Genomic DNA, 26,681 nt, shown 5'->3' on the forward strand with positions numbered 1-26,681 from the left:
GAATGACGGCTGTGCGTATTGGGCATTAACTGGACGTCACACAAATAAAGAGGGCGCCATATGCGCCCTCTTTTGGCTCATTCCCTTGCGAAGTCGCTTCAACTTCGTTTCGTCGCTCCTTTAAAACCTGCAGCCCAGCTAAGCACCCAATTACCGATCGTGCCGATCGTGATGTTTGCGCGCTTCGTCGCTGGCCTTACCAATTTCTTTCTGGATCTTGCCGGCGTTCTTTTCAAGGTTGCCGGCCGCCTCACGCGCGTGGTTGCCGGTCATTTTACCGGCAGCTTCTTTCATGCCACCTTTGATTTCGTGCTTGGTACCTTCAAGGCGATTCTTGTCCATTACTTTCCTCCGACTGTCTACAGTGGAGACATCATGCTCATCGCTGTAGCACAGTGCGGTGCAAATCAAGTGAAGAACACCGCAATATTGCTGTACGCCCTAAAGGTTCAGCCCGTTCGCCGCGATTGTCCATCTCACGCGACGTGCACGTTCTAGCGATACCCAGATCACATCGTAACGCCGACGCAGTGGGTGACGTTCGCAGCGAGCGGACTCAGCCCGAGGGCGATCAGCGCGGAGGGCGTGTAGACGTCCATTACGCGCGCCTGATCTTGCGCTCCTGGCTGTTGTTGTCGTGGCCGCCTTCCATGCCATGCACAACGAAGCGATAGGTATCCCTGCCCGCGTCCTTGGCCATGTACAAGGCTTCGTCGGCCATCTTCATCACCGGATCACCGGTGATTTCGTCCTTGCACAGCACTGCGCCGACGCTCATTTTCACCGACACCTGCGCGCCGCCTGCGTCGACCGTCATGTGCAGCCGCTCCCACAGCGACTGGGTGAAGGCCATGGCCTGTTTCGAGTTACCGATGTTGTCGCTGAGCACGACGAACTCGTCGCCACCGATGCGGGCGACCACTTCGCCCTCGCGCACCAGCCTCTGTAGGCAGCACCCCACTTCCGCCAGCACGATGTCGCCGGTGGCGTGGCCGTAGGTATCGTTGATGGTCTTGAAGTTGTCGATGTCCACCAATGCCAGCAGCACGGGCACATCGCGCTGCCGCGCCTGCTGGAGAATGCCTGTGATGCGTTCGTTGAAATAGCGTCGATTGGCCAAGCCTGTTAGCGAATCCTGATGTGCCAGACGCAGCAGTTCGCGCTCCACGTTCTTGATGTGCGTGATCTCGGTAGTGAGCTCGTATACACCGCGCACCTTGCCCTCGGCATCGCGGTCCGGCACGTAATGCGCTTGGAAGTGCGACAGCTTGTCGCAATGCATGGCTTCGTATTCAAACAGCAAGGACTCGCCGGCAAAGGCGCGTTCCAGGTAATGCTTCAGGCGGTCGTAAACCGCGTTGCCATGCACCTGGCACACGCTTTTGCCGATGATCTGCGCCGGCGTTCTACCGGAAACCTGCTCGACGAAACGATTGACGTAGGTGTAGTGCCAAGACAAGTCGATGCGCGCGATGACGGCCGGCATGTTGTCGGTGATGGTGCGCAATTGTGCCTGGCTTTCGACCAGTGCCTGTTCGATGCGTACGCGCTCGGTCACGTTGCGGCCGGTGTAGATGATGTCCATGCTGCCGGCGTTCTCGGGGCTGGGCACCAGGCGCGCGAACGCTTCGATCCATAGATAGTGACCATCCTTGTGCTGCAGCCGATAGGTGACGGTGGTGGTGCCGCCCAGAGCGCGCAGCTTCATTACCTCGGCGGTGATGCGCTCGCGATCGTCCGGATGGATCAAATCCGGCCGCGGCCTCTGGAAATCCTCCACTTCCCAGCCGAGCAGTTCCTTCACCGAGGGCGATACATACATGCGGTCGCCGTTGGCGCGAATGCGCATCACTAGGTCGCCGCTATGGTCGGCCAACATGCGGTAGCGCAGCTCGCTTTCGTGAATGCGATTGCGCAGGCGATCCTGATCGGACAGCGCCAGCGCGATCGGCAGCGCCACGAAACAAGACACACCGATGAACACCTGCGCCATCACCACGCGGAACGCGGGCGTGACGCCCGGCCACAGATTGAACGGGCCGATGTTCAAGGTGGTGGCGAGGCTGATCACCAAAGCCAGGATCGCCATGCCGATCACCATGCCGAGGAAGCGATGGCGGAATACCAACAGCAGCAACGGTGGATAGATCAGGAAGGCCATCGGCACGCGCGATTCCCCGAACACGCCCACCGTAATGGCTGTCATTAACAGCAGATCGCGCACCAGTATCCAGGTTCTGCCCGGCTCGATGCGCCGCAAACTGGGCGTGACCATCACCAGCGAGGTGCTGCCAGCGATCACCATGCCCACGAAGTGCGCGCGGAACAGTGTGTTCAAGCTCACCAGCACATCCGGATGCGACCACAAGTGCAGGATGCTCATCATGCTCAGCGCGCATAGCGTGCTGCCGATGAACGCGCTCACCACGCCGACGCGGGCCAGATTCATGAAACGCGTTCGCGAACTGAGCTGCGGAAAACGGCGGCGGATCGCTTCGCTGACAATCACCGTTTCCAGCGCGTTGCACGGACCGATCAACAAGGCGGGCAGAAGCGGATCCCCCAGGCACGACCTGGCCACGAGGGAGCCGAGAAATGCGGTAATCAGCAGCGGCCAGGTACGAACGAGCGGCTTCTGCACCAGCCAGCCGATCAGCGCCCCGTTGGCCAGCCACAACGCCACCGGGCTTTGATTCGCCCTCGCCAGCGCCAGCGCGTAGAACGAAAGGCCGCCGTAAAGCGCGAAGGCAGCAAGCAACAGCCACAGCTGATACGGAGCGCGCCTGGCAAGCATGATGGCTTGAGTCCTTCGCGGTTGCGGGCGAACCCACTTGCGGGAATGGATGCAAGACTCTTGCCAAGGGATTGCCTGATGGTCGCTTTTTCTCGCCGAAGTTAGGTATCTACACCGCTATTTTGAGGCTCAAAATCGCCCAGCCGTCATTCCGGCGAAGGCCGGAATCCAGTACAAACATGCTGTGCGGAGCACTCAACATAAATAAGTTTTGAGTGCTTCGCACAACGTATTAAGACTGGATTCCGGCCTTCGCCGGAATGACGGCATGGCAAGTTCGAGCGACTTGGAGAACTTTAGATACCTAGCGCCCAAAGGGAGGAGGGGACGTTTTTCCAGGCCCTACCCGTTCGCCCGCCCTCCATCCACATTGACGTAAATGGGATTCCCCACCAGCAACAACTCCCCGGCCGCCCCACGCACATTGGCCCGGATCCAGTGCCGCTTTCCGTCACTGGGCCAGTCGAACAACCGGTTCAGCGGCCCGTGAACAGCCAGATCGGCGTTCGGCTGCCACGGCTTGCCGTCCACAAGCATTTCCACGCGGGCACCATCCGGCGCCGACACCTTGACCGTGAAATGCGCACTTTCTCCGGTGGACACGATGAGCGCATCGCCCATTTCCGCGTTCTGCTGCCCAGCACTGGCGGTGAGTTCAAGCATCCGGTCGCGCGTGCCTGCAACATCGATAAACACATGCCCCGCGCGAATGCCTGCAAGAATCGCCGGCATGGACAACTCGCTAGCATGCACCACGGTCGTAGGTATGCCGATGAACGCTCCGCCTGGTTGGGTGAGCGATAGTTTCGCATCGTGATTGTCGCTGCCGCCCACGGCCGTGAGCCGATAACCCTGATCGAGTAGATGTTGCCAGAACGGGATGCCCGTATCGGGGAGCATTGCATCTATGCCGTTCACCGCTTCGATCGCCTGCACCAGATGCATGTCAACCGGCTTTTCTGGTGCCCAGCCGCAGCCCATGCAGGTTTCGTCGTCGGGGCGGATCGGGTGGTTGATCGAAATCAGCCCGTGCAGCTTCGCTACTTCACGCAGCAAGGCGTTCCAATCCGGCACGGCAGTGCTGCCGACGCGGAAATCTACCGGCTCATCCGTGCCGAACAGGTTTGCATGTCCGTAGAACGTAGTCAGCTCGCGCGCCGGCATCAGCAGCAGGCGATTGAAATACGGTTGCAGTTCGCGCATGTCGTTCGCTTGCGACACTGAGTTGTGATCGCTGAGCGCAATGAAATCGAGCCCGCGCTGGATGGCCGCGTCGATGGTGAGAAAGAGCGGACACGGCACACGCTGGCTGCCGCTTTGGCTAACACAGCTGCCGTCACTGTGCGCGCCGTGCATGTGCAGATCGCCGCGGTACCATCCCGCTTCGCGCCGCAGCGGCGGATTCAGTACTTCAGGCAGCCACGCCGGATCGCCCGGATGCCCGAACCAGATGTTCGCGGTGTACTGCGCCGTGATGTTCGGGCGGATGTTGGGAATGCCCAGCAGCAACGTCCAGCGCCCGGGCCGGATCACACCGGGCAGGAACGATGGTGTGGCGTCCGTTGCGCTGAGGGTGAAGATCTTTTTGCTACCACCACTCCATCCGCGAAAACCGTCCTGACCGTGGAAGCCGTCCGGCCCGAGCAAACCGAGATCGATCGTGGTGCGCTGGTCGCGGCCGGTGTAGTCGAACTGTACAGTGATGCGGTTGACGTTAGGCGGCACGGTGAAGGACACCGGATGGTAAGTGTGATTGTCGCTACTGTGAATGTCGCCCTTCAGCACCAGGTCCGGCTTGCTGTCATAGGCATGCGCGGTGCATGCCAGGCACAGGAGCAGCAGCATCATGGCGAGCATGAAAAGCGAATGTCGGTAGAGAGCTTTCATGGTTTGGATGAGCTCCTGGCTGTCTGGAGCCCAGGATTCGGACGCCTTTGATTCGAGATGACTTGCGCTTGCGTCATCGTCATTCTGGGGTAGGCCGGCTCGGAGGGAGAACACATGGATATGCTCGGCCTTGAGGGGCGAGGATTCCAGTTTGAATACGTCGTGCGAAACACCCATAACGTTCTTCCTGTCGAGTGCTTCGCACAGCATGTTTGCACTGGATTCCTGCCTTCGCCGGAATGACGATGAGGTCATTTCAAGCATTCTGTGATGTGCCTGGTACATCAAAACCGGTACATCACGGATGCCCTGAACGACCGCCCCAGCAACGGCCGCGCAATGAATACCGTCGCACCCGCATCGCTGCTCTTCAACTCACCCGAGCGCGGATTGCCCTCGGTCAAACCCAGCGAGTTGTTGAGATTGTCCGCATACAAGAAGAGCGACAGATTCGGCGTAGCTTGGTAGCGCGCGCTGAAGCCCAGCGTGTAGTACTGCGGCAGCACCACGGAGTTGGCCGTGTCAGAGAAACGCTTGCCTTCATACTCGTAGGTCAACTGCAGGCGCAGCTTGTTGTCCAACAGGTTCAGGCCGGGCACGATCCGCACGCTCTTGCGCGGCACGCGAATGAGCTGGTCGTCATTGTAGTCGAGTAGCACCGGCGCGCCGGCCTGGATGACGGTGTAACGCAGACCCTTGTAGCGCGGATCTTGCAGCGTCGCGCTGTATTGCAGATCGAACAGCTGCGACGGATAAATCGTGCCTTCCAGTTCCAGGCCGTAGGTCTCGGTGTTCGCGTAGCCAGTTTGCGCCGTGGATGCGCCGGTGTTCGGATTGAACACGTAGTTGCTGAAACCGACGTTGTTGTATCGGGTGTAAAAGAACGTTTCGTAGGTTTCGATCCAGCGGTTGGCGAACTTGTAGCCCACCTCGGGCAGGATCATCGTCTGCGTGATCGGCGTGGCGGTCGGCGTGGTGATGTACGAACTCAGATTAGGTAGGCGGAAGGTAGACGTATAGCGCGCGAACACGCCCTGGTGATCGGTGAACTGGTAGTTCGCACCCAGCGTCCAGCCCAGTTTGTTGAAGCTATCGTTGTAGCTGGCGTACTGCCCGTTGCCGGTGAGGATTGCCGAACTCCACGGCGTGCCAAGGTTCGCCGTGGTCGACAGCTCGGTCCAGCCCCGCGTGTTCACGCGTTCCCAGCGCGCACCGCCATCGATGCGCAGCTTGTCGGTCACCTGCCATTCGTCGGACAGGTAGAACGCATCGGTATCCGACGTGCCGTGCGCATGCGCCCACTCGTAGCCATTGTTGTAGATGCCGTTGCTGGTGAGCGTGCCAACCGGCTGGCCGGCCGCGTTCACCGCTACCAGGTTCAGCAGTTTGGCGTTATCCGAGGTATCCAGCAGCACGGTGGAGGAATAGCGGTCGAAACTCTGGTTGAAATACGCGTGGTAATAGCCAAGCGTCACGTCGTGCGTCTGGTCGCCGAACTCGAACTTGCGCATCAGGCGCGTATCGCTGGTCAGCTCGTTCATTGGCATGGTGATGCCGCGCAGGCCGCCGAGGATCACCAGGCCGTTGCCGTTCTGGTTGGGGCTGAACACCGCGCCCGAGTCCACGTATTGCAGCTGCATGCCGGCGGCGTTCGGGTAGTACTGCTTCAGCCGCGCCGCTGCCGAGGCGTAGAGCGCCGCTGGCGTCTCGATCGCATTCGGGTACACGCCGTTGCGTATCGAGTTGGTGTCGCTGTAGCGCAGGTTCTCGGCTATCTTCCAGCCGTCCCCCAGGTTGTAGTCGAATTTCACCGTGAGCTGGGTGCGCTTTACATCGGTACCGAGCGTGTTGTCGAAGTTGTAGTAGCTTCCGTTGCCCTGCTGCAGCATCACATGCTCGGTGTCGGAACCGGCCACAGTGCCGTAGTTGCCGTTGAAGCCCGGCACGGAGACCAGGTCACCGCTCGGGTTGCGATACATGGGAATGCCGAGATCGAAGCCGACCCGGTCATCCATGCGCTTCACGTCGAAACTGAAGTTGCCGTTCTCGAATTGTTTGGAGAGCGTGGCGCGCAGTTGTCCACCGTTGTCGCTGTTGAAACCCGGATTGCGGATGTTGTGATCGATACGGAAGAAGCCGCCGGTGCTTAATTTCCAACCGTCGCCGATCGGTGTGCCGTACCAGAAATCCAGCCGGCCCAGGCCGTAGTTGCCGGCCGTGTACTTGACCAGGCCCTCAGCCGTATCGTCGACTTGGCGAGGAATAAAGTTGATGGCGCCAGCCGGCGCATTCGAATAGAAGATCGACGAAGGGCCGCCGCGCACCACTTCGATGCGTTCGATCGTTTCGTCCAGGCGAAACGCCTGGTCGGCATTGAGATAACCCAGCGCGGGGTCGTGCTGCACGGGAATACCGTCTTCGAGCAGGTTCACCGAACCATAGCCGTCGACCGGAATGCCGCGCGCGCGAATATTGCCGCTCGCTTCGCCGCCGGAAGATTCCACCCAGAAACCCGGCACGGATTTCACCGCTTCGGTCACGCTGGTGGGCGCTTGCATGCGCAGGCGGTCTTCATCGATGGTGGTGATCGAATAGCTGGTTTGCGCGCGAGTGCGCGTCTCCACACCGGAACGCGCGGTCACCACCACGCGCTCCAGGTCCTTGGTGCTTTTGTCGCTATTCGCCTGTACAGCACCACCGTTGATCGCATCAGAGCCTGCACTACCGGCCGTCGCTACCGCAGCGGAGGCCGGACTGCCCGCATTGGTTGCCACGTTTCCCGGGACGATCGTCACCGTGTTCGGCGTTACGAAGCGATAGTTGAGGCCCGTGCCCGCCAGCAGCTGGCGCAGTTGCTGCTCCGGCGTTAGACCTGCTTCGGCACCCGGGCTGCGGATGCTGTCTGCGATTTCCGAGCCATAGACGACCTGCAAACCCGCTTCGTGGGAGAAATTCTCCAACGCCTTGGCCAGCGGCATGGGGGCAATGGCGGTGGTATGCGCCGTGGTGGAAGCCTGTGCGAACACCGCCAGTGGAACGCTCGTGCCCAGAATCAGGGCGATATGAAGGGCCAATCGATTACGCATGTGGGAAGCAGCCTTGAGAGGATGTACGTGAGGCAGACGGCGATCGCGTTGCGCGCTTTTCGTCTGCCTATACCTTTCAAGAGTCCTCCAGCGTGCAAACCGGGTACCCCTCATTGCATGAATTTTTTCTTACAACCTTCCGTAACCCTAAAAGCCGTCATTCCCGCGAAAGCGGGAATCCATTTGCTCTGATGCAAAGGCGAAGATGGATTCCCGCTTTCGCGGGAATGACGGCCAGACATGCGTTTGCACCACAACCTATCGCGCTTTTGCGTCCGTTTGATGTGAAGCGACGATGCGGATGCGATCGGCAGCGTCAATGATCCGCACGTTCGGCAAGGTCGACAGATACGCGACGAACGCCTGCGGATTGTCCGCGTGGAAGACTCCGCTGATGCGCTTGTCGGCAATATGGTCGTTCTCGATCACCAGCGGCTTGCTGGTGTAGGCGTTGAAACGCCGTGCCACGTCGCCGATGGTTTCGTGTTGGAAGCGGATCTCATCAGGCAGCCATGCTGTCGTCTGCGCGATCTGCGCAGGGTGCACGACGCCAGTGCTCGTCGCATCAAGTTCGATCTGTTGTCCAGCCGTCAGATCGGCCACCGCATGGCTGTCGAGCGTGGATGCATCGGAGCTGTCCAGGACGCGCACGCGGCCGCTGATCACCGTCAAGGTGTCGCCGCTCGCATCACGCCTGACGTCGAAGACGGTGCCGATATCCTGCAACACATGGCCACCAACATTGACCAGCATCGGCCGCGCCAAATCCTTGCCGACGTCGAACAGCACGTGACCGCGAATTACGTCGATGTGCCGAGAATGGCTGTCGAAGCGCACATCGATGGCGCTGTTGCGGTCCAGCTGCACCAGCGTACCGTCAACGAGCTTCAGTGAACGCACGGCGCCGGTATCGCCCGCGTAGCTTTGAACAACGTTCTGCGCGAGCGGCGCATCATGCGTACGCCAATGGGCCACGCCCAGCAAGACCATGGCTGTACATGCCGCCACGCCAGCCATGCCGGCAAGCAGGCGCCTCGCGCGGGCACCGCGCTTCGGCCGAGCTTCGCGTTCCCGCGGCATGGCGCTTCCCATAAGCGGAAACATCACCACCGGGTTCTCGCGCCGGGCTTGCTCCACCAGCTCGTCTGCTGAAAGCTGCTTGAGCGAAGCGGCGACTTTGAAATCGCCATGCATCTGCGCCACGGCGAAGTATTCGGCGACGTGTTTGGGCGAAGCGTGCAGCCAATCCAGGAACGCCACGCGCTGGCGTTCGGTCAGCGGCTCCTGCTGCTCGATGTACCAGGCCACGGCCTGTTCGCTGATGCGCCGAGCCTGCCGTGCCGCGTCGAAATGCGTGGAGTTACTCATATTCGGCCATCCTCTGCCGGCAAGCTGCCAGTCCTTTCACGACGTACTTCTTCACCATATGGGTCGAGATCGACATGCGCTCGGCAATTTCGCGATACGACAACTCATCGCGGTAATGCATGATCAGCACCGCCTTGCACTTGGGCGAAAGGCGGTCGATCAGCGCGCCCAGCCGCCGCTGTCGCGATTCGCTGTCCATGTCCGCTTCCAGATTGATGGGCGCTACAAGCTGCTCCACCACCTGCTCCAGCTCATCGCTACCCAGCGGCTGCTGCTGGCGCAGCACGGCGTGTTCCTTGACGAGATTCGCGGCGACCGTGAAAAGGTAGGCTTCGGGGCTGCGGATATTGGCCGCGTCGGCCGGCTCGATGCGCAGCAGGCGCAAATAGACTTCCTGCACCAGATCCTGCGCATCCCATCGATGCGCCACGCGCCGGAGAAAATAGCTGCTCAGCGTCTCGCGTTTTTCCGCGAACAGCGCCGACCACGTGCCATGCTTTTCACGCATCGAGCCTCCTTCGAGCACATCCGCCGAAATAGGCTACGGTACCCAGAAGATGACAGAGAGTATGGATGCGTTATGACTGTTTTGTGAAATGGCTCGCCGAAGTCCATCCATCATTCCGTCGAAGGCCGCAACGCGTTGAACGGAATACAAATCCGCGGCACATCGTTCTCGTGCGGCTCCACGAAGTGCTCCAACCAATGCGGAAACAGCACCAGCAAGCCCGCCGAGGGCCTCAACTGAATATCTTTGTACGCATTCGCCCCATTGCCTCTGGCATAGGCATTCAACACGCCAGGCCGCGGGTCCTTGAACACCAAGGCCCCCGATCCCTCCGGCACCTGCAGGTAAAACGTGCCGCTTAGCAGCGCACCTTCATGCATATGCTGGAAATTGAAACCGCCGCGATCATGGATATTTGCCCATGACTGCACTTCGAATGCCGGCGTACCCACTCCCATCTCCATAAATGCCTGCGCACAGTAATGCCGCACGGTCTGATGCAACTCCGCGAAGATCGGCTGATGCATCACCGCATTGTCGACACTGTTCCAACCGCCACGATTGGTTCGTCCCGCCGGCATCGGCGCCGCGGCTCGCATAGCCTGAATCGCTTGCGCCCACTGGGCAAAATGCGGCGCCAGATGCCTAAGCGGAATCTGCCAGATGCGTGTAGGGAACAGATCGAACGCCTGGGCCGCAGGTATGTTCGCGGGCGACGACCCTGCATTTTCACCCATCGTTATGCCGTAAGTCTCAGCCATACATTGCACCCGGTGCGATCATAAGAACCGGCGTGCACCATAGCGACGAAATATGACGGTTCGCGCACGCTCGCAGAACACGGGATATAAAGAATCCGTCGGCGCGTCAAGCGCACCGACGGCTCGCAGAACTATCCAGGCATCGCCAAGCAAGGCATGATTTCGATCGAATCGCCCGGAAACAGCGTGAAGTGCGGATGGCCTTCAAACAGTTTCGCCGCGTCTTCGTGCGACTCCGCCTGTACGACGGTAAACCCAGTCAGCTCATTCTTGATGTTCTCGATGCCATGCTTGGACGTGCGCAAGGTCTTGCCCAGCGGCGCGCCCACTTCAACAATCGAAGCTTGGTTGGCTTCGACCCAGTTCTTCCAGGCATGTATGCCTGCCCGCTCGCGTTCTTGACGCTCCGCGTCACTCAATGCGTTCCACCCGGACTCGTTCATCGATGCTTCGGTGCCGATGTAAACCGCCAGAAATCGTTTCATAACGCGCTCCAGAATCTGTGGGAAAGAGGTGTGGTCAGGACTCGCTCCGGCTTTCGTATGGAGTGTCCTGATCTCCCGACGAACAGCGGAGTGCAGAATCGACAGGCGTCGAGCACTACGATTGGCGAGCCGGCTGAATGGATAAAGTTGCCATGAAAGGCACCATTCCCTTATCGCCGTCATTGCCGCCGATCCATGCGTTTTCGTCCCAATTTTTTAACGATCGCCGCGATCTTCACTCGTAGATTAGACCGCCACCCAAAAGCCACCGGGTGTAGAGTAATCATGGCACCGGGCACAGCCGGAGGGTGGTCACCAAGCGCCCGGGTTGTCCAACGACACGGCCTGCTCTGGATGAACTAGCACGCGTCATGGCTCTTCATCGGGAGGCTTCTATGACTCGCTTGCTCGCCTTTCTCTACGGTGTCCTCTGCTATCTGATTTTCCTCGCGACGTTTCTGTACCTGATTGGCTTTATCGGAAACCTGGTCGTACCGAAATCGATCGACTCAGGAATTCCAGGGTCATTCGCGCTAGCACTAACGACTAACTTGGTGCTGATCGGCATTTTTGGCATTCAGCACAGCGTGATGGCCAGACCTGGCTTCAAACAATGGTGGAAGCGCTTCATACCTCCGTCCATCGAGCGCAGCAGCTATGTACTGTTCGCCAGTGCGGCGCTGATTCTGATGTTCTGGCTATGGAAGCCGATAACACAGGAGGTGTGGCATATCCGTATGCCTGTAGCCGTCTCTGCGCTGTGGGTGATGTTCGCATTGGGGTGGGGCGTGGTGTTGTCCTGCACGTTCCTGATCGATCACTTCGATCTGTTCGGATTGCGGCAGGTGTACTTGAATCTCAAGCAGCGCAACTACTCACCTGTTGGATTTCGCGAGCCCTTTTTCTACAGGCTCGTACGCCATCCGCTTATGCTCGGCTTCATCATTTCCTTCTGGGCAGCGCCTGTGATGACGGTTGGCCGTCTTATTTTTGCCGCCGGCATGACGGGTTACATTCTGATAGCGCTGCAATTCGAAGAGCGCGATATGGTGACCTACTTCGGCGAGGAGTATCGGAAATATCGCCAACGCGTTCCCATGCTGGTGCCGTGGCATAGGCGGCGTCATGTGTGATGCGAGTGAGACAGAGATCGCCGCTGAACTGAAGGCAGAATGGAGCTAGAAGAAGGTCAGGTTCACTGCCGGTGAATTCGGCTTATGATCGCAGTCAAGTGAACCTGACCGCTATTCAGCGGCAAGAACAATGGTCACTGCAACCTTTCGCTTTTATGAAGAACTGAACGACTTCCTCGCCCCTGCACTGCGCCGGCGGGAATTCCAAAGACGCTGCGCGCGCGCAGCCACCACCAAGCACATGATCGAAGCACTTGGCGTGCCGCACACCGAAGTCGAACTGGTGCTCGTCAACGGCGAATCCACCGGCTTCAACCATCTTCTATACGATGGCGATCGCGTAGCGGTGTACCCAAAATTCGAAGCGCTGGACATCACACCACTGCTGCACGTGCGCGAGCAGCCGTTACGCGTAACGCGCTTCGTAGCCGATGCTCACATGGGCGGCCTGGCTCACTTGCTGCGCATGTGCGGCTTCGACACCTTGTACGACAATCAATTCCAAGACGACCGCATCCTGGAACTATCGCTACAGGAAGAACGCATCATCCTTACCCGCGACAGAGAGCTTCTCAAGCGACGCGAAGTCACGCATGGATGCTATGTTCATGCACTGAAATCGCCGCAGCAATTGCAGGAAGTCATTACGCGACTGGACTTGAGTACCAGTGCGCAACCGTTCACGCTATGCCTGGACTGCAACGTTCCGCTGCGTGCTATCGACAAAACATCCTTGCTTCGGCGCGTGCCCACGGCCGTGTTGGAACGTCAAAATAGCTTCGTCACTTGTGATCAGTGCCATCGCGTGTACTGGGAAGGCTCGCATTGGCGACATATGCGGGAGTTTCTGCAAGCGATTGTGGACGTTGATTGAAGGGCTAGAAAAACAAGAACAGGCTCATTTCCGAATTGGAAAGTACTCGTACATACAGCCACAAGACATTCTTGGAATAAAAAAGCGAAGCGGCACCCGCCATCCGCTTCGCTCCGTCGACTGTAGAACTTCCGGTTCGCGACTTACTGGGTTAGGTCGGCCGGTAGCTTGCCGCCGTTCGCCGCCAGTGCCTGCATCAGTTGTTTGTGCAACCAGATGTTCATCGTGGCTGAGTCGTTGGTGTCACCGGTGTACTTGAGCTCCCCCGCAAGCTCCTTGCGGTGCGCGAGGCTGCTGTCGATGCCCAGAGCCTTCATGGTGTCGACGATCGAGGTGCGCCAGTTCAATGTCTGACCACTTTCACTAACCAGCTGATCCATGACCGCAGCAATGTCCACATCGGCCAGCGGTGCGGGGGCAGGTTGAGCGGCAGGGGTCGCAGCCTGCGTGGCCACCGGGTCGGGCGTGGGTTCAGCCGGAGCTGGCTCGCTGGGTTTTGCCTTGCCAAACAGCTTGTTGACGATGTCGCCGAAAATGCTCATTTTACTCTCCTCACAGGCGGGTCAACACGATAGTAACGAGCAGGTAATGACAACTTGCCATCAGAGAATTCTGGTCGTGCATATATTGCTCGGAAGCGAAATGTTGGAGTTTACAACCCAACCGACGTCCCCAACCGACGTGGTTATCGCGGGGTTTGTATTCGCCGCGATGGTTGAATGAAGGTATGCTGGTACTACGAATCGGTAGCGTAGAGAGAATGCCCATTAAGACATTTCCGACGCCCTTCGATACAACAACTCCCGCAACTTGCGCGCCAAATCGGCATGTCGATAGGGCTTGCACAGCACGGGAAATTCCACGCCTTCTTTTTCACTCAATTGCGCGTAGCCGGTGACGAGCAGCACCTTGAGAGATGGGTATTGCTTGGTTGCGGTGCGCGCCAAGGTAATGCCGTCCATCGAGCCGGGCATGATCACGTCCGATAGCAGGAGTTCGTAGGCGCTGTTCTGTGCCAGCAGTTGCAGTGCCGAATCCGCGTCGTGCGCGACCGCACTCTGGTAGCCGAGCAGCTCCAGCATTTGGGTGGTGGTGGTAGCGACATCGTTGCGATCTTCCACCAGCAAGATGCGTGGCTGCGCGGCGTTGGCCAGTTGCTCGCGTTTGAGCCCCTCCGACAACGGCGTATCCGTATAGGGCAGCAGCACGTGGATCGAGGTGCCAACGCCTTCCTTGCTTTCGATATACAGCGTGCCGCCGGATTGGCGGGTGAAGCCGTATGCCACGGACAAGCCGAGGCCCACGCCCTTGCCTTCGGTCTTGGTGGTAAAGAACGGATCGAGCACGCGGTTGAGAATATCGGGTGGAATGCCGGGGCCGTTGTCCGCGATCACGGTCTCCACGTAACGCCCCGGCTCGACGCTGCGCAGCGTGGCCTCGCGCTCGGAAAGTTCGCGATTGAAGGTCTTGATGTCCAGCCGCTGATCGACGGAGCCTTTCATCGCGTCACGCGAGTTGATGGCGATGTTTACCAGGATCGTTTCCGCCTGTGCGAGATCGGCGGTACAGCGCCACAGATGCGGCTCCAGATGCAGGTGCACCTTGATCTCCTCGCCCAACGCACTGGTCAAGACACTGCGCAGCCGTTCCAGCAATTCGTTGATGTCGATGGGCGTGGAGGCGTACGACTGGCGTTTGGCAAACACCATCAACTGCTTGGTCAGCGTGCTTGCACGATCGATGGCGTGGCGGCAAGTCTCGATGGTGCGCGTGGTGCGGCGGGCGATATCTTCGTTGGCAGCGACGCTCAACTCGATCATCTCCAGCGAGGTCTGGATTACCTGCAGCAGGTTGTTGTAGTCGTGCGCGACGCCGCCCGTGAGCTTGCCTAATGCTTCGAGTCGCAAGGCCTGCTGCAAGGCTTCCTCGGTTTCCTTACGCTGCGAGATGTCGCGCTGGTAGCCGAAGAAATAAGTGATGCGGCCCGATTCGTCGCGGATCGGGCAGACGTATAGCAAGTTCCAGAAGCTGCTGCCGTCTTTGCGGTAGTTGAGCAGCTCGGCGGATACCTCGCGACCCTGCCGCACGGCTTCGGCGATTTCCCGCAGGGCATCTTTGTTGGTGTCGCGCCCCTGCAGAAAGCAACAGCTGCGCCCGAGCACTTCCTCGCGCGCATAGCCGGTCATGCGCAAGAACGCATCATTGGCGTAAAGAATGGCGTGGCCGCCCGTGGCTTCGGTGACGATCATGCCGACGCTGCTGGCCTCGATGCCCTTGGCCAGGGTTGCCGTGTCTACCGAAGCGGTTGAGGGGAACGGCGTTTCCAGCCCGTTACTTTGAAGACCTGCGCGCTCATTCATGGAGCACCCTCCTGGTCAACGTTTTTCTACTCTGCTATGCATGGCGGCTATGTGAAGAGTCGCCACACCTTTTTGTGACAGGCCTTGGACGAATCGCCGCACCTTTCGCAACGCATTCATCGAAACGGCTTTCCGCCCCAATTGAAGGAAAGCGCCGTTGATGCGCAACACACTTCATCGTGACATTCCGGGCCAGCGAGCGCTGGAAGCGTTTTGTTTCTTCATGGCGAACGTGCAGGTGCTGGATGGCATGGACGCCGGCTTGCAGAGTGTTGCCGTGCCCCGCTGGTGGCCTATCTGATGCCCGACACGGGCCTCGTCTACGTGGGGTAAGGCAGCACACTATTGCGCTGCGCCATGCGACGGCCCCTAGGCAACTGATAGGGTGAGCTGATATAGATCGATTGAAACGGGGACGCACGGCGTTTTCTCGCCCGGCGCGGTCGAACATCCATCCATCTGCCTATCGATATAAAAAGCATGCTTGAACGAATCCGCTTGTCCGGAATGAGCGCAGTACGGCGTCTTCCGAAAATCGCCGTGCTCTCGCTGCTGCTATTGCCGCTGGCAACCGGCAGCGTGGCGGCGCAGACCACCTCGCAAACTTTGGACAGCGGCTGGCGCTTCCGCCTGGTCGAAGGCGATGCGCATGCAAAAGACCACCATGACGCCACGCGCTGGCACACGGCGACGGTGCCGGGCACGGTGCAAACCGATCTGATGGCGTCGAAGCTGTTGCCCGATCCGTTCTATCGCGACAACGAAGCCAAGGTGCAGTGGGTCGGCCTGTCCGACTGGCAATACGAGACCCGCTTCAGCGTAGACAGGGCCACGCTCGCACGCGATCACGTGGAGCTAGTGCTCGACGGCCTGGACACGTTTGCGGACGTCTATCTCAATGGCCACAAACTAGCCTCGGCGGACAACATGTTCCGCCGCTGGCGTGTGCCGGTGAAAACCGCGCTACATGAAGGCAGCAACACGCTGGAAGTGAGGCTGTATTCGCCGATCAAGCGCCTGCTGCCGTGGCTGCTCAAACAACCGTATGCGCTGCCGGGTGAATTCGATTCGGCGTTCGGCGACGAACCCAAAGGCAAGCAGACGGCCAATTACGTGCGCAAGGCCGGTTATCAGTACGGCTGGGATTGGGGTCCGCGCATCGTCACCGAAGGCATCTGGCAGCCGGTGCATCTGGATAGCTGGAATGCCGTGCGCGTGGATGATTTCCACGTGCGGCAGAACTATGTAAGCAGCAACGCGGCACAGGTCGCGGCGCAGTTCGACGTGATCGCCGACACCAGCAAGACATTGCAGGTAAGCGTGGATGCGATCGGTCCGGATGGGCAGACAGCAGCACACATTGAGCAGGACGTGACGGTCGATCCGGGCAGCAATCCGGTCAGCGTTGCGTTGCGTATCGCACATCCCAGGCGCTGGTATCCGGCAGGCTACGGCGCGCAGGATATGTACACGTTCAAGACCAGCGTGCGCGACGGCGGTAACGAGGTATACAGCACGCAGCGCGCCACTGGCCTGCGCACCGTCGAACTGCGACGCGAGAAGGATGCCTGGGGCAAGAGCTTCGCCTTCGTGATCAACGGCATTCCGGTGTTCGCCAAAGGCGCGGACATGATTCCGTTCGACAGCTTCCCCACCCGCGTGAGCGATGCGCAGATGGAACGCGTGCTGCAATCCGCGCGCGACGCCAACATGAACGCGGTGCGCATCTGGGGCGGCGGCTATTACATGCCCGATGCGTTCTACGAGATGACCGACCGCCTCGGCCTGATGGTATGGCAGGACTTCATGTTCGGTGGTGCGATTCCACCCAGCGATACCGCCTTCGTCGAGAACACGCGGCAGGAAGCCATCGAGCAGGTGAAGCGCCTGCGCGATCATCCCAGCATCATTCTGTGGTGCGGCAATAACGAGGTGCAGACGGGCTGGGATTCCTGGGGCGATCGCCTGGCGCTGAAGAAAGCGATCTCGCCAGATGAGCGCGAGAAACTGGTAATCGGTATGGTGAATCTTTTCAGCAATACGCTGCGCAACGTGGTCACTGAATACGATCCCAGCGTTCCGTACTGGGCCAGCACGCCAAGCACGGATTACGAAGGCCCGGCGAACGTGCTGGATGATGGCGACTATCACTACTGGAACGTGTGGTCCGGCGAAGCCAAGCCGGTGACCGAGTACCTCAACATCACGCCACGCTTCCAGTCCGAGTACGGCCTGCAGTCCTTCCCGGAGATGCGCACCATCCACGCGTTTGCCGAGCAAGGCGATCTGCAGCCCGAATCGCCGGTGATGCGCGCGCACCAGAAATTCGACAGCGGCAACGGCAACAAGCGCTTACTGCTGTACATCACGCGCAGCTACGGTGAACCGAAGGATTTCGCGTCCTTCGTTTACCTGAGCCAGGTGATGCAGGCCGAAGGCATCCAGCTTGCAGCCGAGCATCTGCGCGCATCACGGCCGCAGGCGATGGGTTCGATGTACTGGCAGCTCAACGATGTGTGGCCCGGCGCTTCATGGGCGAGCATCGATTACTTCGGTCGCTGGAAGGCGCTGCAGTTCCATGCGCGGCGGTTCTATGCGCCGATGTTGATCGCTGCGTTGCGCAATGATGGAAACACTACTGTTTCGCTGGTATCCGATAGCACTTCGCCCACCTCCCTGCGCTGGCGCATGCGCACGATGGATTTCTCGGGCAAGGTGCTGAGCGAGCACGAGGAGGCAGCCGAGTTGCCTGCGCTGAGCAGCACCAAGGCGGCTACGTATACCGACGCGCAGTTGCTCAACGGTGCCGATCCGCACGCGACGTTCGCGGTGTTCGAGTTGCTGGATGGCAACAAGGTGGTATCGCGGAACCTGGTGTTCTTCGACGAGGCCAAGACGCTTGCGCTGCCTACGCCGCAAATCCATACCTCGCTGGCAGCCGGCTCGGACGGCTACGCCTTGACGCTGAGCAGCGACAAGCTTGCACGCAATGTGTGGATTTCCTTCGGCGATCTGGATGCGGAGGTGTCGGATAACGCGTTCGATCTGCTGCCTGGGCAAAGCGTGACGCTGACGGTGCATAGCAAGCTGGAGTTGGAGAAGTTGCAGCATGCGGTACAGGTGCGGGATTTGGCGGGTGTGATGGCCAACGCCCATTAGCCTCGCAGTACTTCTCCTCCCCCTGCTTGCAGGGGGAGGTCGGGAGGGGGTGAACACTTGCGGGAAAGTCTGAGGCAAGTACTCACCCCACCCCAGCCCTCCCCTGCAAGCAGGGGAGGGAGCCGTTCCTCACAAGAAAGAGATTCCTCACCATGCCCACACGCCGCAATTTTCTCAAACTGATTGGCACTGCCACGGCAGTGGGCATGACTGGCATCACGTTGCCTGGCTTAGCGAAAAGCGCTTCAACTTACACCAGCCAACGCCCACCCCTAGCCAAGCGCAAATTCGTCAGCGAAGCCGTCGAACGCCAACTCGCCAGCGTCAAAGCATCCATCGCCGATCCAAAACTCGCCTGGATGTTCGAGAACTGCTATCCCAACACGCTCGACACCACTGTGGAACTCGGCACGCTCGACGGCAAGCCCGACACCTTTGTGATCACCGGTGACATCAATGCGATGTGGATGCGCGATTCCTCGGCGCAGGTCGTGCCGTACGTCCCGTTGGCGAAGCACGACAAGGCGCTGCAACGTCTGTTTCGCGGACTGATCCGCCGCCAGGCGCGCTGCATCCGCATCGATCCCTATGCCAACGCCTTCATGCCCGATCCGCACGCGCAGCCGCTGGTGTGGGCGCGCCATGATCAGACCGACATGAAACCCGGCGTCGGCGAACGCAAGTGGGAGATCGATTCGCTGTGCTACCCGATCCGCCTTGCACACAGCTACTGGCAGGCAACCGGCGACACTGAGCCGTTCGATGACGACTGGCGTGAAGCCATGCACCTGGTGCTCAAGACCTTCCGCGAACAGCAGCGCAAGCACGACAAAGGGTCCTATCACTTCCAACGCACCTCCGAGGTGCCGACAGAAACGCAGATGCTCGGCGGCTACGGCAATCCCACGCAGCCGAACGGAATGATCCATTCCATGTTCCGGCCGTCCGATGATGCATGCACGTATCCGCTGTTCGTGCCGCCCAACCTGTTCGCCGTGCTGAGCCTGCGCCAACTCGCACAGATGAGCCGCGCCTTGCACAAGGATGCGGATTTCGCCGGCGAATGCGAGGCTCTGGCGAATGAAGTGGAACAGGCTGTGCATAAGGACGGCCGTATGCGCGACGAAGACGGCCGTGAGTTCTGGGCTTACGAGATCGACGGCTTCGGCAACCAGCTATTTATGGACGATGCCAACGTGCCCAGCTTGCTCGGCTTGCCATACCTGGGCTGCTGCGATCGCAACGATCCGCTTTATCGTCATACGCGCGAGCTGGCATGGAGCCCGCGCAATCCCTACTTTTTCCGTGGCAAGGCGGCCAATGGCATCGGTGGACCGCACGAGGGGCTACGCATGATCTGGCCGATGTCGATCATGATGTATGCGCAGACCAGTGGTGATGTTGCCGAGGTTCGGCAATGCCTGAAGTGGTTGCGCGATACGGATGCGGGCAGCGGTTTCATCCATGAAACCTTCGATCAGGATGATCCGACGCATTTCACGCGCAGCTGGTTTGCGTGGGCAAATACGTTGTTTGGTGAGCTGATGATTGATGTGCAGCAGAGATATCCCTCCCTGCTGCTCGGCGAACTTTGATTTTCGCGTAGGTTGGAATTCGCCGCAGTGCATTTGTCACTTTCCGCAAAAGGAATGCGACCGGCTCACCGACCTCCGACTCGATCGACAACATCACACGCTTACATGCTCGGCGAGGCGGTGCCGTCCGACCATTTGCCGGCCGCTATCATCAATACGTTTATCGGCTCGGGTGCGCCGTGGAATTGTGGATTCAACATGACCGGCGAGCCCGCTTGATCGGCACCCCAATCCACGTTGGTAGCGGTATAGAACATCAGATGCGACATCCAATGGCCATACTGATCGTCGAGATACCCTTGCTTGGACATCATGTAAGACATCGCTCCTGGCTCCAGCGATGGCAATTGCTTTGCCGCGAACGCGTCTTTGATGCTCTTTTTGATTTCTTCTCTGGATTGCCCAGCTAGCACCAAGGCCGTCCTCTTATAGGTCATGGGCAGAATCGATCTGGCCGCCTCCGGGTTGAAGCAGATAGGCCCGCGTAATTTTGGATTCCAGAATTGCGGCGCATCGAATGGGGACATCCATGACCGCTCGACCACGCATACGAAACCATTCTTGCCTTCAGACGCCGTCACGTAGCCCTTCGATTGGAGCACCAACACGGTCGCTTGATCGGAAATCGCTGCGGGCGCAGCACTCCGAGCTAACGCTATTTCCGCGGCGCGGTCGGTGATCAGATATTGGGAAAGCGGCGCCATGCTCGGATAGCTTTGGCGTGGCTGCTGGGCCCAGGCGCCGGCACTGGCGATTAACGCGGCAAGCACGCAAAACACAAGCAAGTGGCCGAAACAACGGAATGTCTGATTCATTGCCTTGCTCCTCTATTTCCGTTCGGTACCGGGTATCCGGGCATACACGGAACGTTGGGCGCGACGGTACGTCCGACCCAACAGTCACCCGTGACTTCTGAACGACGAATGGGAAGCCGGCAAATCGACATGTCGAACAGGGTTTCAACTTATTGCTGCACTGCACATGGCAAGACGGGTACTCGGGAAATTCAAGGCCGTGGGCAAAACCTTGAAACGGACAGTCTCTATTGCGGCCACCGTTTTCACGCTTCTGACTGAATGCGCCAATCCGAACATCGCCAACAGACCGTGCCACAATACGAACTGATGGCCGTTTTTTGAGCCTATTGTTCTTGCGTTGACGGCGATGTCTTTCCCTCGTTTTGATCAAGAGCTAAATTCCAGCTAGGTTCGCTTGGGATCGGAAGCGGACATGCCGAGAGGCCAACTAAGGTTGCAAGCGCATACCGTCTTCGGCGAACACTACCGGTCCCTTGTAGTGCTCACGAATAGATGCCTCGACGCTGGCCTGCTGTTGATCAATCGAGGGCGACAAATGACTGAGCAGCAGCTTTTCCGTTTCGCTCTCGGCAGCCACCACGCCAATCGTCTTAGGCGGTGTATGCAAGGTATAGAGCACGGGCCGAGATCCAGGTGGATCAAGCACGACGCAATTGAAAACCAGCAGTCTGGTATGTCGTGCAATGCGACGCAGGTTGTCGATTCCGTTGGCATCGATGTCACCGCTGAAGGTGATACTTTGGTCACGATAGTCGATGCGATAGATTACTGCAGGTGCGTCGCCATGATGGCCAGCTATCGCGCTGATATGCAGGCCGCGCTCTGAATAAATCACCCTCGATGTCTTGGGAGCATTCGTGGACGCGTCGATATTCGTCGCATTGATCGTCATTGGGGCCGCAAAGTCGTGCAGATAGCTGTATGCGCCATCAGGACCGAACAACAGATCGATAAAGTGGCTAGTCGATGGGAAGGTGGCCTCCTCGCCTTCGCCACGGCGCCCTGTGGGACCAAAGACCCTGAAATTGACTGCGCCATCACCTGAAATCGCACGCGCTTTGAATAGCCCGGGCAATTCGCCCGTGTGATCGATATGCAAGTGCGTTAACAGGATGATATCGATCTTCGCCAATGAGAGCTTTGCCTCACCCAGGCGTACAAATGTGCCAGGCCCTGCATCGACCACGATGCGAGGTTCTCCATCGACTAACACGACATATCCTGCTCCGGCCCGGCCTGTCGCTCCGGGGCCACCGGACCCCAGCACCAGTAACTCCAAGGGCGGCGCAACCGGCGCAGCGATGCTGCTGGAAGCGGCGAACATCAAAAGTGCAGCATAAAGTGAGAGCTTAAACATAGGTGCCTCCATTGACGTGTATGCACAGCGTTCGCTTCGGATCGAAAGCAGACACAAGAACAAGCACGTTTCAGAATAACTTTGAACACTTCGGACCAGGTCTGATACCGGCCGCTGATCGCGTGCGCCGACGGCGTTAGCAACAAGCTTGCCCGAAAAAATCCCCGGAAGCCGCCGCGGCAAGGCCGATGCGGAGTGCAGGATTGGAAAGTTGAAGGCTCCATCTGATTTCTTGCCTTGATCGCACAACTCTGGCCGTGCGCCAAAAACGGAGGAGCGTCATGAAGCTGTGGACCATTGCCATGTGTCTGCTGGCCATGTGCGGAAGCGTGTATGCGAAGACGATGATTTGGCAGCCCGCAGCCGGACACACGCAGATACCGATATGGCCAGGCGTGGCGCCAGATGAGCAACCCGTTCCGGGGCCGGAAACCGAAACGCGGGGGGCGGTGACCAACGTGACCCAGCCCACGATGACGGTCTATGCCCCAAAGGGGGAGAACACCGGTGCCGCGGTCATCGTGTTTCCGGGCGGCGGCTTCCAGATTCTGGCCATCGATCTCGAAGGCACTGAGGTTTGCGATTGGCTGATATCCAGAGGCATTACTTGCATATTGTTGAAGTATCGCGTTCCGAGTGTGCCTTATGTTTGGCAATGCGATTGCCGTCCGCACAATTTGGCGACGTCGGTGCCGTCGTTGGAGGATGCCCAGAGAACGTTAAGGTTGGTGCGCTTTCATGCCACGGAATGGCACATCGATCCCCACAAGATTGGAGTGATCGGGTTTTCAGCGGGCGGGTATCTTGTGGCGGAGGTTAGTACGAGCTTTAAACGTCGCCTGTATACGCCGGTAGACATGGCCGACAAAGAAAGCAGCCGTCCAGATTTTGCCGTAGCGATTTATCCCGGACATCTCGCGACCGATGACGATACGTTGAACCCCAATGTTCCGGTCTCCCATGAAACACCACCTACGTTTTTAGCGCAGGCAGAAGACGATAATGTGGATGGTGTGAACCAATCGCTGGTTTACTACGCTGCGCTGAAGAAGGCCGACGTACCGGTTGAGATGCATCTGTATGCACACGGTGGGCATGCGTTCGGCTTGCGACGGACGCAGTTTCCTATTACCGACTGGCCTCGTTTGGTCGAGGTATGGCTGCGGACGATCGGCATCGTCCAAGACTAAATGCGGAACATCTTGGTGGGATGGTATCTACTCGTTACACGTGTCCGCAGTCGAAATCGGACATTGTAGCGGTGCTACTAGCGTTGGCCTTCCCACCACGGGAAATCAGTGGAGTACTTCAAGATTGGGGTTGGTCTGGCGCGAGCACTTGTATGCCAGCGTGGCCAAGCGCAGCCTATCTAGTCGTCCAAGCGGATGCGCGTATCGCATGCCCCTTGATTCAGGCGTTAGATACATACCAAGTTGGTGCCGTAAGCACACGGCTCAAAATGGAGGCCGATGATGGAAATGCAGAACATCCGAATGGCCATTGATCGACATTGGGCTGCATCCGCTGCGGGTGATCAAGTTGTCGAGCATGAGATCTATCACGATGATGCTGTGTGCGAGTACCCACAGTCAGGCGAGATCATTCACGGCCGGCGTAACCTGCAAGCGCTTCGTAGCCATCATCCAGGTAAACCATCGGGGTTTGTGGTCCGGCGTGTCGTAGGAGAAGGCAATCTCTGGGTTACCGAGTATGTGATTACCTACGAGGGCAAGCCCGCCTACACCGTGAGCATCATGGAGTTCAGGGATGGAAAGGTGTCGCACGAAACCCAATACTTCGCCGATCCGTTCGCCGCTCCTCCTTGGCGCGCTCAATATGTCGAACTGCGGGCCTGATCAGCGGCATGGGTTGCGACTTCAGCCGGTCGATGAAACACCCATAGACTGCGTGAGCAGGAGGCGTGTTGCAACGATCAGTTGAGTCCGCAATCGAAAGTGGCCGGTTAAGGCTTGATGATGCATTTACCCGTGAAGATCCAGCCCCATTCAAATCCGCCACCGCTGAATGCGAGTTGAGATTTAGTTGGATCAAACTCGATACCTTCGGAGTAAGCCATCATCCCGGGAGATTGCTGAGGCGAAGGGTGAGTTGGTTTAGCCGGATAGATAACAATTCGGGTGCGGGCTCCAATGTTCTCCACTTTACAAGTGGCACCATTTGCGCAAGGCTTCTTTGCCTGGGAAGGGACCGGAGTTAAATCCACTTCAAGGTCTTCTATATCTGCACTAGGATGAACAACCGCGCGTGCTGTGAGTTCCCTAGTATTGGGCATGCTACCCAATTGGCTCACATCTATTTTGCCCTCGCATAACCAAGGTTTTGAACTCGAATGGAACAGATTGGGCTGGTCACGTGCAACGGTGGCGCACCCATTGACCGTCAACGCAACCGGGATAGTCAGAAGCACGTTTCGCCATTTGCGATTTACTGACACATTGTCTCCTTAGAAAGTCGTCCTGTGCGATGAGAAGGTGACCTGAAACAGATAAAATAAAAGGTCTACTTCGGGTTGCGGATTCAGCCGCTGAATACACTATGCTGAATTTCCATCAGCCAGCGTCGAGCATCCTCTCGTGACTCGAACTCATTTACTGTCAAGCCATTCATTTCGGTGGCTGTGCCGCGGTCAAGCCGTACTTGGCAGTCTGTGCGTCGATCTTTGGATCAAGCGCGCGCGCGGCGACCAGATTGGCATTGCCCGCGTCCGTCTGGCCATTGCGGATTTCCGCTAAGCCAAGGCCGTAGCGCGACCACGCGGAACGCGGCATTTGCGCGATGGCCTGCTCGTAGGCTTTGATCGATTCGGGATAATGTCCCAGCCGCAACTCCACCAAACCGAGACTGTCGAGATAGCCCGGGTTTTCGCCATCGCGTTTGATCGCCTTGCGGCAATCATGTAACGCATCGTCGAGCATTTGATTGCTCAGGCCGCGCGCCCAGCAGCGCTCGTTGAGCGCGGACCCGAGCTTGGCGTCATTGTCATGAAGGCGAATCCAATCGTCGAGCATTGGCAGCGCCGCGGCGGGTTGATCGAGTTGGATGTACATGGTGGCAACCGAACGTGCCTGCGCTGATCCCGCAGGCGCCAAGGCGCTTGCCGCCGTCACATCGGCTGCAGCACTCGTACGGTCTTTGTGCATGAAGTGGAGTCTGGCGCGCAGCAGCAACGCTTCAAGGTTCTTCGGATCCAGGCTCAAGGACTTGTTGAGATCAGTGAGCGCCGCATCGGACTGTTTATCCGCCCAAAGTGCCCTCGCACGGGCAACGTAATAATCAGCCTGATCTGGAGCCATGCGAATCGCCTCGTTCAGATCGGCTACGGCAGCCTTTGGTTCGCCGCGAGACAGATAGGCTTCGCCACGCAGCGCGTAATCGGGCGCGGTCTTGGGTGCTGCGCTGTTGTTCTCAGCACCAGTGGCGGCGTCGGATTTATCGCCGTCGCTAGGTGCATCGGCCAACGCAAACACACGGCCGCCGTTGTACGTGAAATAAGCTTTTTTCTGGCTGTTGGCGATAAACATATGATGGGCAAGAAGGTAATCCAGGCCCAGCAACATGTCGGTGCCATCGCCAAGGGTTCCATCAAAGACCTGCATCTGGCTATGCTGGATGGTTTCCGTGCCGACGGAGAATGAATCGATGCGCACAATCCATGACTTGACTGACTTGGCGCCAAAGCCCATGACGGTGTTGCCCTTCTTCACATCCGGCGCATTCAGGTCGATACCGACTTGCTCAGCAGCATGACGGGTTAGCAAGGTGGCATAGGCTCCCGAATCGAGCAGCGCCCGCACTTTCTTGCCGTTTATCGTCACGTCGATAAAAGTACGTCGGTCGAGCCGGTTATCGGAGGGGTCGAGGTCGGCCATGAAGTAATCACGGCCCGTGGACCAGTACGCCAGCACATGCTTATCGCAGCCGTCCACCTTGAACAGAGTCAATTTGCCATGTGCCATATCGATTTCCAGATCGGCGAAATCGAGCAGGTTGGCGCCTAGCAGGCCATAACCCGCATCGGTACCGCCGACGAGGAAATCAATATTTTTGAGCGTCGTGCCGAGGATGCCAAATTCCTTCACGCGCGCGTACTGGGCATCCGCAGCGCCTCCGATACCGTTAATGTGAAAACCAAACGGCATAGCTCGCAACTTGAGTTCCAACGACGATGCGGTGGCGTTCGACATGATGTTGAAAAAAGACCCTGTATCGAGAGCAAAGCGCGTATCGGCTCCGTTGATCTTCACCACAGTTGTGGCACGCCCGCTTTCCATTTCCACCGGAAAGGTGCCGTAACGTATCAATTGGCAACTGTCAGCCCAAGCGTGGCTTGCGAGTAAAACGCTGATACCAAGACAGCACAAACGCACCATCCTTATCGCGAATGCATTCGCGACAATTCGTACCGCGACGATCATGATTCCCCCTGAGAAGTATGGTGCCTATTACTGTTTGTCTCACGTCCGCTATGGGTTCCG

Annotated in this window: 21 protein-coding genes; 7 read left to right on the forward strand and 14 right to left on the reverse strand. The window is 58.5% G+C overall.

All coding sequences use genetic code 11. The features are described from left to right. Positions 1-150: 150 nt before the first annotated feature. From ISP18_RS17560 to ISP18_RS17595, 8 genes are all read right to left on the reverse strand, one after another. On the reverse strand, positions 151-342 hold the full coding sequence (locus ISP18_RS17560) for a CsbD family protein (protein WP_380015046.1): 192 nt from the start codon (positions 340-342) through the stop codon (positions 151-153). Positions 343-598: 256 nt separating this feature from the next. Continuing rightward, entirely contained in the window at positions 599-2,794 is a 2,196-nt protein-coding gene (locus ISP18_RS17565) for a sensor domain-containing diguanylate cyclase (RefSeq protein ID WP_380015049.1), read from the reverse strand. A gap of 342 nt (positions 2,795-3,136) precedes the next feature. Further along, positions 3,137-4,681 (reverse strand): CehA/McbA family metallohydrolase, encoded by a 1,545-nt coding sequence (locus tag ISP18_RS17570; protein ID WP_380015053.1) that lies wholly within the window; start codon positions 4,679-4,681, stop codon positions 3,137-3,139. Between the two features lie 284 nt (positions 4,682-4,965). Beyond that, positions 4,966-7,767 carry a TonB-dependent receptor domain-containing protein gene (locus ISP18_RS17575; protein WP_380015056.1) on the reverse strand — a complete coding sequence of 934 codons (2,802 nt, stop codon included), beginning with the start codon at positions 7,765-7,767 and terminating at the stop codon, positions 4,966-4,968. A gap of 258 nt (positions 7,768-8,025) precedes the next feature. Further along, positions 8,026-9,135 carry a FecR family protein gene (locus ISP18_RS17580; protein ID WP_380015059.1) on the reverse strand — a complete coding sequence of 370 codons (1,110 nt, stop codon included), beginning with the start codon at positions 9,133-9,135 and terminating at the stop codon, positions 8,026-8,028. Further along, on the reverse strand, positions 9,128-9,643 hold the full coding sequence (locus tag ISP18_RS17585) for an RNA polymerase sigma factor (protein WP_380015062.1): 516 nt from the start codon (positions 9,641-9,643) through the stop codon (positions 9,128-9,130). Before ISP18_RS17585 ends, ISP18_RS17580 begins: the two co-directional genes overlap by 8 nt. A 110-nt stretch (positions 9,644-9,753) precedes the next feature. Next, positions 9,754-10,404, reverse strand: a complete 651-nt coding sequence (locus tag ISP18_RS17590) for a TIGR02466 family protein (protein WP_380015065.1) — start codon at positions 10,402-10,404, stop codon at positions 9,754-9,756. A gap of 131 nt (positions 10,405-10,535) precedes the next feature. Next, on the reverse strand, positions 10,536-10,889 hold the full coding sequence (locus tag ISP18_RS17595; RefSeq protein WP_380015068.1) for a hypothetical protein: 354 nt from the start codon (positions 10,887-10,889) through the stop codon (positions 10,536-10,538). A 371-nt stretch (positions 10,890-11,260) separates the two neighbouring features. Between ISP18_RS17595 and mddA the strand changes: the two genes are divergently transcribed. Together mddA and ISP18_RS17605 are read left to right on the forward strand one after the other, a co-directional pair. Next, positions 11,261-12,022 carry a methanethiol S-methyltransferase gene (gene mddA, locus ISP18_RS17600; protein ID WP_380015071.1) on the forward strand — a complete coding sequence of 254 codons (762 nt, stop codon included), beginning with the start codon at positions 11,261-11,263 and terminating at the stop codon, positions 12,020-12,022. A gap of 130 nt (positions 12,023-12,152) precedes the next feature. After that, the gene (locus tag ISP18_RS17605) at positions 12,153-12,896 is read left to right on the forward strand and encodes a Mut7-C RNAse domain-containing protein (protein ID WP_380015074.1); all 744 of its coding nucleotides are present in this window, start codon (positions 12,153-12,155) and stop codon (positions 12,894-12,896) included. A 143-nt stretch (positions 12,897-13,039) separates the two neighbouring features. On the opposite strand, the gene ISP18_RS17610 is transcribed toward ISP18_RS17605, so the two are convergent. Together ISP18_RS17610 and ISP18_RS17615 are read right to left on the reverse strand one after the other, a co-directional pair. Continuing rightward, on the reverse strand, positions 13,040-13,438 hold the full coding sequence (locus tag ISP18_RS17610; RefSeq protein ID WP_380015077.1) for a DUF3597 domain-containing protein: 399 nt from the start codon (positions 13,436-13,438) through the stop codon (positions 13,040-13,042). 225 nt (positions 13,439-13,663) lie between these two features. Then, positions 13,664-15,256: a PAS domain-containing protein gene (locus ISP18_RS17615; RefSeq protein WP_380015080.1), complete on the reverse strand. Its 1,593-nt coding sequence runs from the start codon at positions 15,254-15,256 to the stop codon at positions 13,664-13,666. A gap of 160 nt (positions 15,257-15,416) precedes the next feature. Between ISP18_RS17615 and ISP18_RS17620 the strand changes: the two genes are divergently transcribed. From ISP18_RS17620 to ISP18_RS17630, 3 genes are all read left to right on the forward strand, one after another. Continuing rightward, a complete protein-coding gene (locus tag ISP18_RS17620) occupies positions 15,417-15,557 on the forward strand; it encodes a hypothetical protein (protein ID WP_380015083.1) in 141 nt (46 codons plus the stop codon). A 179-nt stretch (positions 15,558-15,736) separates the two neighbouring features. Beyond that, on the forward strand, positions 15,737-18,415 hold the full coding sequence (locus ISP18_RS17625) for a beta-mannosidase (RefSeq protein ID WP_380015086.1): 2,679 nt from the start codon (positions 15,737-15,739) through the stop codon (positions 18,413-18,415). A gap of 152 nt (positions 18,416-18,567) precedes the next feature. Continuing rightward, positions 18,568-20,010 carry a glycoside hydrolase family 125 protein gene (locus ISP18_RS17630; protein ID WP_380015089.1) on the forward strand — a complete coding sequence of 481 codons (1,443 nt, stop codon included), beginning with the start codon at positions 18,568-18,570 and terminating at the stop codon, positions 20,008-20,010. A 101-nt stretch (positions 20,011-20,111) separates the two neighbouring features. On the opposite strand, the gene ISP18_RS17635 is transcribed toward ISP18_RS17630, so the two are convergent. Both ISP18_RS17635 and ISP18_RS17640 read right to left on the reverse strand, forming a co-directional pair. Further along, positions 20,112-20,780 carry a hypothetical protein gene (locus tag ISP18_RS17635; RefSeq protein ID WP_404559532.1) on the reverse strand — a complete coding sequence of 223 codons (669 nt, stop codon included), beginning with the start codon at positions 20,778-20,780 and terminating at the stop codon, positions 20,112-20,114. Between the two features lie 475 nt (positions 20,781-21,255). Next, entirely contained in the window at positions 21,256-22,185 is a 930-nt protein-coding gene (locus ISP18_RS17640) for an MBL fold metallo-hydrolase (RefSeq protein ID WP_380015095.1), read from the reverse strand. A gap of 281 nt (positions 22,186-22,466) precedes the next feature. On the opposite strand from ISP18_RS17640, the gene ISP18_RS17645 reads away from it, so the two are divergent. Next, a complete protein-coding gene (locus ISP18_RS17645) occupies positions 22,467-23,375 on the forward strand; it encodes an alpha/beta hydrolase (protein WP_380015098.1) in 909 nt (302 codons plus the stop codon). A 279-nt stretch (positions 23,376-23,654) separates the two neighbouring features. Next, a complete protein-coding gene (locus ISP18_RS17650) occupies positions 23,655-24,041 on the forward strand; it encodes a nuclear transport factor 2 family protein (protein WP_380015101.1) in 387 nt (128 codons plus the stop codon). A gap of 107 nt (positions 24,042-24,148) precedes the next feature. Here the strand turns inward: ISP18_RS17650 and ISP18_RS17655 are convergent, their stop codons facing one another. Together ISP18_RS17655 and ISP18_RS17660 are read right to left on the reverse strand one after the other, a co-directional pair. Further along, entirely contained in the window at positions 24,149-24,640 is a 492-nt protein-coding gene (locus tag ISP18_RS17655; protein ID WP_380015104.1) for a hypothetical protein, read from the reverse strand. Positions 24,641-24,809: 169 nt separating this feature from the next. Next, positions 24,810-26,621 (reverse strand): aspartyl protease family protein, encoded by a 1,812-nt coding sequence (locus ISP18_RS17660; RefSeq protein ID WP_380015107.1) that lies wholly within the window; start codon positions 26,619-26,621, stop codon positions 24,810-24,812. Positions 26,622-26,681 lie beyond the last annotated feature (60 nt).

The organism is Dyella humi (assembly GCF_044904605.1).
GTDB classification, from domain to species: Bacteria; Pseudomonadota; Gammaproteobacteria; order Xanthomonadales; family Rhodanobacteraceae; genus Dyella_B; species Dyella_B humi.

Coding starts and splice junctions, on each gene's coding strand:
- ISP18_RS17560 (WP_380015046.1), bottom strand. CDS start 342: ATGGACAAGAATCGCCTTGAAGGTACCAAGCACGAAATCAAAGGTGGC.
- ISP18_RS17565 (WP_380015049.1), bottom strand. CDS start 2,794: ATGCTTGCCAGGCGCGCTCCGTATCAGCTGTGGCTGTTGCTTGCTGCC.
- ISP18_RS17570 (WP_380015053.1), bottom strand. CDS start 4,681: ATGAAAGCTCTCTACCGACATTCGCTTTTCATGCTCGCCATGATGCTG.
- ISP18_RS17575 (WP_380015056.1), bottom strand. CDS start 7,767: ATGCGTAATCGATTGGCCCTTCATATCGCCCTGATTCTGGGCACGAGC.
- ISP18_RS17580 (WP_380015059.1), bottom strand. CDS start 9,135: ATGAGTAACTCCACGCATTTCGACGCGGCACGGCAGGCTCGGCGCATC.
- ISP18_RS17585 (WP_380015062.1), bottom strand. CDS start 9,643: ATGCGTGAAAAGCATGGCACGTGGTCGGCGCTGTTCGCGGAAAAACGC.
- ISP18_RS17590 (WP_380015065.1), bottom strand. CDS start 10,404: ATGGCTGAGACTTACGGCATAACGATGGGTGAAAATGCAGGGTCGTCG.
- ISP18_RS17595 (WP_380015068.1), bottom strand. CDS start 10,889: ATGAAACGATTTCTGGCGGTTTACATCGGCACCGAAGCATCGATGAAC.
- mddA (WP_380015071.1), top strand. CDS start 11,261: ATGGCTCTTCATCGGGAGGCTTCTATGACTCGCTTGCTCGCCTTTCTC.
- ISP18_RS17605 (WP_380015074.1), top strand. CDS start 12,153: ATGGTCACTGCAACCTTTCGCTTTTATGAAGAACTGAACGACTTCCTC.
- ISP18_RS17610 (WP_380015077.1), bottom strand. CDS start 13,438: ATGAGCATTTTCGGCGACATCGTCAACAAGCTGTTTGGCAAGGCAAAA.
- ISP18_RS17615 (WP_380015080.1), bottom strand. CDS start 15,256: ATGAATGAGCGCGCAGGTCTTCAAAGTAACGGGCTGGAAACGCCGTTC.
- ISP18_RS17620 (WP_380015083.1), top strand. CDS start 15,417: ATGCGCAACACACTTCATCGTGACATTCCGGGCCAGCGAGCGCTGGAA.
- ISP18_RS17625 (WP_380015086.1), top strand. CDS start 15,737: ATGCTTGAACGAATCCGCTTGTCCGGAATGAGCGCAGTACGGCGTCTT.
- ISP18_RS17630 (WP_380015089.1), top strand. CDS start 18,568: ATGCCCACACGCCGCAATTTTCTCAAACTGATTGGCACTGCCACGGCA.
- ISP18_RS17640 (WP_380015095.1), bottom strand. CDS start 22,185: ATGTTTAAGCTCTCACTTTATGCTGCACTTTTGATGTTCGCCGCTTCC.
- ISP18_RS17645 (WP_380015098.1), top strand. CDS start 22,467: ATGAAGCTGTGGACCATTGCCATGTGTCTGCTGGCCATGTGCGGAAGC.
- ISP18_RS17650 (WP_380015101.1), top strand. CDS start 23,655: ATGATGGAAATGCAGAACATCCGAATGGCCATTGATCGACATTGGGCT.
- ISP18_RS17660 (WP_380015107.1), bottom strand. CDS start 26,621: ATGATCGTCGCGGTACGAATTGTCGCGAATGCATTCGCGATAAGGATG.